The organism is Peribacillus huizhouensis (assembly GCF_014138605.1).
Taxonomy (GTDB): domain Bacteria; phylum Bacillota; class Bacilli; order Bacillales; family DSM-1321; genus Peribacillus; species Peribacillus huizhouensis.
In genome coordinates, this window is record NZ_JACJHX010000040.1 from 1 (window position 1) to 6,626 (window position 6,626).

Below are 6,626 nucleotides of genomic sequence, written 5' to 3' on the forward strand. Positions count from 1 at the left end.
AATTCAATTATTAATAGAACACAAGTTTCGACATAAAAATGGAAATCCTTATCAAAGTACATTTTAGGTCTTTGATTCATGCCTATTTGTGTCACTTTATTAGTTTCAAACATACACTAAATTAGCCCACGCAAGTAGTTAGTACCTCCTTTATAACAAAAGGAGATGTTTGTATATGTCAGGTTGTGTAGATGGAGGTTTTGGTTTTGGTGGCGGTTTTGCCTTTATAGTGGTTTTGTTTATCCTCTTAATCATCGTCGGCTGTAGTTGTGTCGGTGGATTTGGCGGCGGCTATGGCTACGGGGGCGGTTACGGAGGTGGTTACGGAGGCGGTTACGGTGGCTTCTGCTAATAAGTAACAAAAAGGACGACCATCATAGGCCGTCCTTCTTTAAATCTAAAATGGTTATTAAATGAAGAATGCTGACTAAGACCATGTTTATAGTAAATGGGTTTCATTCTCTTTGTTCGTCCAGATAATAAAAAAAGGAGCTCTTGATCGGCTCCTGGGATTTAAATAAAGCATCCGTAACATTATTTAATAAGGCTAACAAGATCCATCTCAGTAATGTCCACAATGTCCACAATGTCCATGATGGTATGGGTATCCACCATATCCATAATGGGACGGATAACCGCCATATCCCATTCCGTAAGCAGGATAACCACCATATCCATGATGATATGGGTACCCACCATATCCATGGTGGTACGGGTAACCACCATATCCCATTCCGTAAGATGGATAACCGCCGTAGCCATAACTTCCAACGATTTGTCTTTCCATTTTATATCTCCTCCTCAAATTGTTTCAAAAATAGTGTATGTGTCCATATTCAATAAGGAGTAGGTAGTTGCCTATTTGTAAAGGTTGTATGCTTGTATAGTCATAACCTCTCATTGTACTAGCTTTCACAAGACAATTAGCACCAGTCAACGATTTATTGTTTTTTCAACTAACCCTTTAACTGAAGAAGGGGTTTTTCTAAATGTATGATATTACATATTTTCATACAATCATTTCGTTGACAATAAAGAATCTTTTCGAGAAAACGACAATATCACACGTCTAATGTACGATATTGAAGGGGGCAACCGTTTCGAGTAACGAGTAAACGTAGGAAAAAACCAAGGAGGTTCCCACCAGAGCTTTTTGATTAATACCCCTATCCCGTTCTATCGTGAGAGGTATCCCGATGGTCAAAAAAACTTATAAAATACAGAAATTCCCATGCCCCCCCCTCTGAAATTGCATTTTTTCTAGGTGAAAACTTCATTTCCGTACCAAAACAGGGCTGAAAATTGAATTTTCGTGATTTTCCTTTCATGTCCCTTTCGATTAACCTAAAGGCAAATATTGAAGGGGTGACAATCATGATTAAAGTTATAAATGATGTGGAAGTTTTGTCATAAACTATAGGGACAAAGAGTACTTTCATAAGCTTATTCTTGTGGAATTACGCATGGTAACAGTAGTTGGGCAAAATGAAGCCTATAATGGTCCAAATTGGATATACGTAATCAAGCAGGAGGATTTCTAGGGTTACCTTCTCAATAAGGAATCTTACAGCAAAGTTGTACGCGAAATTCACAATCGAGTCGAACCATATTTAGAAGAAACTTATGGTGGTAAATTTAGTCGTTACATTTTGGCAGATCACGAATACAACGTTTACGGTCAATTGGTTTAAACACAAGAAAAAATCTGTGTATTGTTGCAAGTTTGATAGAAAGGGCAAAGGACCAAAAAACACCGGGTCCTTTTTATTTTGGCTCTATTCTTCTTCTAAACGTGTAAGGATGGCATCTAAAGCGTCATTATTATCACCTTTTCGAAATTTCTCTACAAAGTCACAATATAAAAGCTGAATCATGTTTTCAAGCGTGTAAGGGTGCCCCGGATGAAGTTCACCTATATCCGCAAGCATTACCTCACCACGTAGCGCTGACTTACGTTTAAAGGTTATTTCAATAGCTTGCATCTGTTGGTCAGTGTTACTTAGATGAACCAGTTTAAAAACCGATTGATCTTGCTGCTGCTCCAAATTCGTTTTTTTACCAACTTGCTGATCAAGAGTGTTCAATATTTTATATAGGTGATTAGGATCTGGATTCTTTTTTGCATACAACAAAAAATCATCATACAAAACGGCTATCAAGTCCGCCTGGTTAAAAAGCACTTCACCAATGTCCTGAACATCTTCACAAAAAATTTCCGCCCTTAAATATAAGGTGAGTGGTATTTCGATAGTAAGCTTAACTGAAGACGTCTTGGCCATCTTATAAATCATCTTACTGAAGAAATCTTGGGATGTCCTAAGTGAAAGTTCTTCTGCAAGTAAATCCGCAGCACTATATTTCACCATTTGTTACGCTCCCTAACTGTTTTTTCTTGAGAGATTCAGTAAATACTCGATGTGCCGCCTTGCGAATACTGCAGCCCCATATGTCTGCAAGGTCTGCAATTTTCATGAAGGTAGCTTGGTCAACTTTGCAATGGACAGTCTTTTCTTGTTGCTTATACTCCACTGCTGGGTACATAAAGATATTCTCAAGACCATACTTTAGGATGTCTGTTCCTATTGCTGTTTTAGATCCTCCCCATCTTTTTCTAGACTCACGCCTTAAAATACTGTCTACAACGGCGCTGATAGGAATTTTAATATCATGAAGCTTATCAGCTCTGATTTTTCTTTCTGACGTCTGACTGTCGGTCTTTGGAGGCGCGGATAAGATAGGATTGATTTGCTTCTCTCTTCTCATTTATTTTTTGCCCCTTTCAATTGGATTATCCTTGGGTCATTTGGTCGTTTGGTCAATGCGTCGCATGATTTCGAAGTGGGGGAGGTATAAACTACATATGTATTGGGAATGGATGGACCAAGGAGAGTGGTGAACATGACAGAGAAAAAGAATGGAATTACAAAGGAGCAAGCGCAATTACTGGCCAAGAAAGCCAAGAGCCTCAACCATGTAATAAGCGTGAAGCCAATTAAAAAGATTTTAAAGTAATAGTAATATAGTATCTCTTTATTCCGTTACTCGCCCCCCATGCAGTGGGGAAGAGGTGATTCTTTTGAATTTTTCTTTACAAAGATATTTATATGTTGGTCATGTGGTCATTATGTCAGTTGGTCAAAAAGACTAAATACAATACCCATTATCGTGTATGTTTCAGCTAAATTAGTATTAGGTTGAGGCTTTAAAACTTGAATATAACTACCATCGCAATTAATCAAGCAGAGCGATTCCTTCCTTCACATGCAGATTTTTACCGAATGCATCTGCCGTCTTCCAATACGTACGCCGTTAATTAATCAAGATTATTGAGGGTGAAACAACTTGCTTTCGTTATATGAATTTGACAGAAGACTAAGGTTATTGCTTTTAGGTGCATTAGAAAAAATTGAGATAGCCTTCCGAACACACTTTTCTTATGAAGACTTTCTGAAGAACCACCTATTGACTGGTTAGCTACATTACCAGACTAGTCCTATCCTTGTTCCACCAAACATACTAAAGATATAATCATTGGTTTTAGAGGAAGGACCATTTCCATCTTGATTGTCACATCTTGGAGATTGAGCATTATGAAATGATGAGGTCGTATATAGTCTGTAACATTAGATTCATACGCGCATATAATGCGGTGTCACTAACTTTTTTGTAGTACAAACAAAAAGGAGCCCACCGTCAATCGACGATGGGTTTTATCATTTCATATTCCACTAATTGAACCACGACGGACCCACAACTTTTTTCAATACTTGAACTATATATATTAATTACCTTCAAATCTTTCAAAAAAACTACTTGATAAATTATCTCGCTAGTTCTGGATAAATATTATATGAACAATTAAAAAATTCGGTTGCTAAACTAAATGAAATGAATAAATATCCAATGTCTAGGATTAATTGTATGTAAGTAGATTCTGCCAAACAGGAGCTTATACAGCGAACATCTACAAAAGCTGAAAAAGTATCCTAATTCTATTTCATTTTGGACAGATCAAAAAGTATCCAGACAAATAAAGACATGGAATGATAATCATTCCATGCCTTTATTTGAGTAGAGGTTAAATCCCATCCAACCACTCTTAACTATCACTTTTCCCAAACATATAGGTCGCATTTTTTTACTGTTCACTCATTTTCATAGCGTTCAATCGCTTTTCCAATGCCTTGATTATGTAAATGCTCTGCTTCACGTAAATTCCTTGTCTGCAAGAAGGGATGAGGCTATAAGGGCTACTTTTTGGCAGTGTTAAAACTTCTGTTTGGTGATTTGTGCTAAATAGCCATCGCTGTGAATCCTGAAGGATGCATGGGTTTTCGTTGTATTGCAAATTAAACAAGATGATAGAGAAGATCTATCACCTTATTTTTAATCAAGTATCTATTGTTACCAGAATCTAAAGCAACATCTTCGGCGATTTCCAAACAGACAATTCCGGCAACATCGACGATGATGGAAAGTGCATCGGCGACGATGTTGACTAGTGCGACGGCGCTGACTAGTGCGACGGCGCTGGCTAGTGCGACGACGCTGGCTGGTGCGACGATGTTGGTTAGTGCGACGATGTTGGCTAGTGCGACGACGCTGGCTGGTGCGACGACGCTGGCTAGTGCGACGGCGACGATTATCACATGTATTGCGCCTATTTGTATTTCGTCTTCTAGAACGACAGCTTGATCGTGGATTCTGGAACATGAAGTCACTTAAACCCATTGAATTACACCGGTCTACAGCTCTTTGTATATCATCATTGCAAAAATTCGACATACTCATTACCTCCATTTCAAAGTTAATGAAGTGAAATGGAACACTTCCTCTATAAACTATGTGGTTTGTACGAGAGTGGTAATAGACAAGAGCCTTACTAACCAAAATAACCTGACAATCCCTTTTGGCATATGAGTATATAAAAAGAAAGGTGAAGGATGCCTGTGGATCATGCTAAGAAACTACCTGAATATAAATTTTTTATTCATCCTTTGGATTTTTCCGAGCTACGGAGGGATATTTGGTGTGATGATCCAATTACTGCAAAGCTAAACGTGAACAAAAAAAGGTATGACATCGATCTAGCTTACCGTGGCTCTCATATTCGCAGTTTTCGCAAAAAGTCGTATCATATAGCTTTTCACAAACCAAGTACTTTTCGAAATGCAAAAGAATGGCATTTAAACGCAGAATATAAGGATCCATCATTCATAAGAAATAAATTATCTTTAGACTTTTTCAAGGAAATTGGATGTTTATCCCCGAAATCCCGGTTTGTTTTCCTAATGATAAATGGGAAAAATGAGGGCCTTTATCTAGAATTAGAATCCATCGATGAGTATTTCTTAGAGAATCAAAAACTGCCAAAAGGATCTATATTTTATGCTGTGGATGGTGACGCTAACTTTTCGTTAATGAGTGAACTTGATCAAGATATAAAGAAATCGCTTGAGTTTGGATATGAGAGAAAATGTGGGACAGCTCAGGATGAGAATGCTTTACATGAATTAATCATAAAAATCAATACGATCCCAAGAGTAGACTTTGAAAAGGAGATTGTAAAATATATAAACGTTGAAAAGTACCTTTGCTGGCTCGCGGGTGTTATTTTTACGCAAAATTACGATGGATTCGTTCATAACTATGCGCTATATCGGAATGGAGAAACGGGACTTTTTGAAGTCATTCCCTGGGATTATGACGCTACATGGGGAAGGGATATAAATGGAGAAGTCATGGAAGAAGACTATGTGAGAATTAAGGGCTTTAATACGTTAACGGCACGGATTCTTGATGTGAAGACTTTTCGAGACCAATACAAAAAACGATTAGAAGATATCTTAAGTAACCAGTTTACTTTAGAATTTATGAAACCTAAAATTCAGGAAACTTTTGAGCTCATAAGGCCATATGTTCTAAAAGACCCATATATAAAGGAACAGATCCACCTTTTTGATAAAGAACCGGATTATATATGCCAATATATTGAAGCAAGGGCAAAGTATATAAGCAACCAATTATATACATTAGATTAATAGTACAATAGGCGATACCCCCACCACAGAGTGAAATAAATAAAGAAAAAACAATCCGAGATTACACTGCGGATCATAGAGTCAGAAATTTACCAAGGTAAGGTCTTTCTTCATGATATATCCCCGTACCTTATATACAGAGATTATTCCAAATGGTACTCATTAGGTGAGTATCTTTTTTTGTCTTATTCAATGTAACGAATACACAAAAACAAAAATACATTTTCAAAGGGGAATGACAGTAAATAGCTGACTGTCACTAATTGTAGTCAGCATTCTTCATTTAATGACCATTTTAAATTTAAAGAAGGACGGCCTATGATGGTCGTCCTTTTTGTTACTTATTAGCAGAAGCCCCCGTAGCCATAGCCGCCACCAAAACCAAAACCTCCATCTACACAACCTGACATATACAAACATCTCCTTTTGTTATAAAGGAGGTACTAACTACTTGCGTGGGCTGATTTAGAGTATGTTTGAAACTAATAAAGCGACACAAATAGGCATGAATCAAAGACCTAAAATGTACTTTGATAAGGATTTCCATTTTTATGTCGAAATTTGTGTTCTATTAATAATTGAATA

Annotated in this window: 7 protein-coding genes and 1 pseudogene; 3 read left to right on the forward strand and 5 right to left on the reverse strand. The window is 37.3% G+C overall.

Annotated features, from left to right (window positions below; all coding sequences use genetic code 11):
- The first annotated feature begins 175 nt into the window (after positions 1-175).
- Positions 176-352 carry a YjcZ family sporulation protein gene (locus HNP81_RS23320; protein WP_182504148.1) on the forward strand — a complete coding sequence of 59 codons (177 nt, stop codon included), beginning with the start codon at positions 176-178 and terminating at the stop codon, positions 350-352.
- A gap of 210 nt (positions 353-562) precedes the next feature.
- Here HNP81_RS23320 and HNP81_RS23325 read toward each other — a convergent pair whose 3' ends face one another.
- The 3 genes from HNP81_RS23325 to HNP81_RS23335 all read right to left on the reverse strand — a co-directional run bounded on the left by HNP81_RS23325 (position 563) and on the right by HNP81_RS23335 (position 2,763).
- Entirely contained in the window at positions 563-787 is a 225-nt protein-coding gene (locus tag HNP81_RS23325) for a hypothetical protein (RefSeq protein WP_182504149.1), read from the reverse strand.
- A gap of 988 nt (positions 788-1,775) precedes the next feature.
- Positions 1,776-2,366: a hypothetical protein gene (locus HNP81_RS23330; protein ID WP_182504150.1), complete on the reverse strand. Its 591-nt coding sequence runs from the start codon at positions 2,364-2,366 to the stop codon at positions 1,776-1,778.
- Positions 2,353-2,763 carry a hypothetical protein gene (locus tag HNP81_RS23335; RefSeq protein WP_182504151.1) on the reverse strand — a complete coding sequence of 137 codons (411 nt, stop codon included), beginning with the start codon at positions 2,761-2,763 and terminating at the stop codon, positions 2,353-2,355. The genes HNP81_RS23330 and HNP81_RS23335 overlap by 14 nt, the downstream gene beginning before the upstream one ends.
- 579 nt (positions 2,764-3,342) lie before the next feature.
- Between HNP81_RS23335 and HNP81_RS24850 the strand changes: the two genes are divergently transcribed.
- Positions 3,343-3,474: an Abi family protein gene (locus HNP81_RS24850; RefSeq protein ID WP_084552499.1), complete on the forward strand. Its 132-nt coding sequence runs from the start codon at positions 3,343-3,345 to the stop codon at positions 3,472-3,474.
- A gap of 875 nt (positions 3,475-4,349) precedes the next feature.
- Here HNP81_RS24850 and HNP81_RS23345 read toward each other — a convergent pair.
- Complete coding sequence (locus HNP81_RS23345) at positions 4,350-4,649, reverse strand: hypothetical protein (RefSeq protein ID WP_182504152.1); 300 nt, start codon at positions 4,647-4,649, stop codon at positions 4,350-4,352.
- A 55-nt stretch (positions 4,650-4,704) separates the two neighbouring features.
- Positions 4,705-4,800: pseudogene (locus HNP81_RS24855) on the reverse strand (CotG/ExsB N-terminal domain-containing protein); the annotation flags it as partial.
- Positions 4,801-4,949: 149 nt separating this feature from the next.
- Between HNP81_RS24855 and HNP81_RS23350 the strand changes: the two are divergent.
- Positions 4,950-6,041, forward strand: coding sequence for a CotH kinase family protein (locus HNP81_RS23350; RefSeq protein WP_376766782.1), 1,092 nt, complete (start codon positions 4,950-4,952; stop codon positions 6,039-6,041).
- The last annotated feature ends 585 nt before the right edge of the window (positions 6,042-6,626 follow it).

Excerpts from the sequence above, each read along its gene's own strand:
- HNP81_RS23320 (WP_182504148.1), top strand. The coding sequence starts at position 176 with ATGTCAGGTTGTGTAGATGGAGGTTTTGGTTTTGGTGGCGGTTTTGCC.
- HNP81_RS23325 (WP_182504149.1), bottom strand. The coding sequence starts at position 787 with ATGGAAAGACAAATCGTTGGAAGTTATGGCTACGGCGGTTATCCATCT.
- HNP81_RS23330 (WP_182504150.1), bottom strand. The coding sequence starts at position 2,366 with ATGGTGAAATATAGTGCTGCGGATTTACTTGCAGAAGAACTTTCACTT.
- HNP81_RS23335 (WP_182504151.1), bottom strand. The coding sequence starts at position 2,763 with ATGAGAAGAGAGAAGCAAATCAATCCTATCTTATCCGCGCCTCCAAAG.